This window comes from Salmonella sp. SAL4457, assembly GCF_046548235.1.
GTDB classification, from domain to species: Bacteria; Pseudomonadota; Gammaproteobacteria; order Enterobacterales; family Enterobacteriaceae; genus Salmonella; species Salmonella enterica.
In genome coordinates this window covers 1-267 of record NZ_JBGDZO010000576.1, presented here as the reverse complement: position 1 = coordinate 267, position 267 = coordinate 1, and the positions used below count along the sequence as shown (strand labels likewise).

The window sequence follows — 267 nt, the reverse complement described above, 5'->3', positions numbered from 1 at the left end:
CCATCAGCCACTGCGGCTGGCCGAGGGCCGAGACCACCAGTCCGGTGGAGATCGGGAACACCCCTTTGAGCCACTTGCCGACTTCGCGATAGACCGGCTCGCGGTAGCGCGGATCGATCAGGTAGGTGGTGGTCTTGACGATGTGCGAGAGGTCGCTGCCGGCTTCCTCAAGCAGTTGCTTGACGTTCTTCATCGCCAGCTCGGCCTGGGCGCGCGGGTCGCCGAGGCCGACCAGGTTGCCGTCGAAGTCGGTGCCGACCTGGCCGC

At 66.7% G+C, this 267-nt stretch carries 1 protein-coding gene; it reads right to left on the bottom strand.

All coding sequences use genetic code 11. The features are described from left to right. The coding region (locus ACLJNW_RS25520) for a RidA family protein (protein WP_410961410.1) at positions 1-267 on the bottom strand (267 nt) is incomplete at both ends.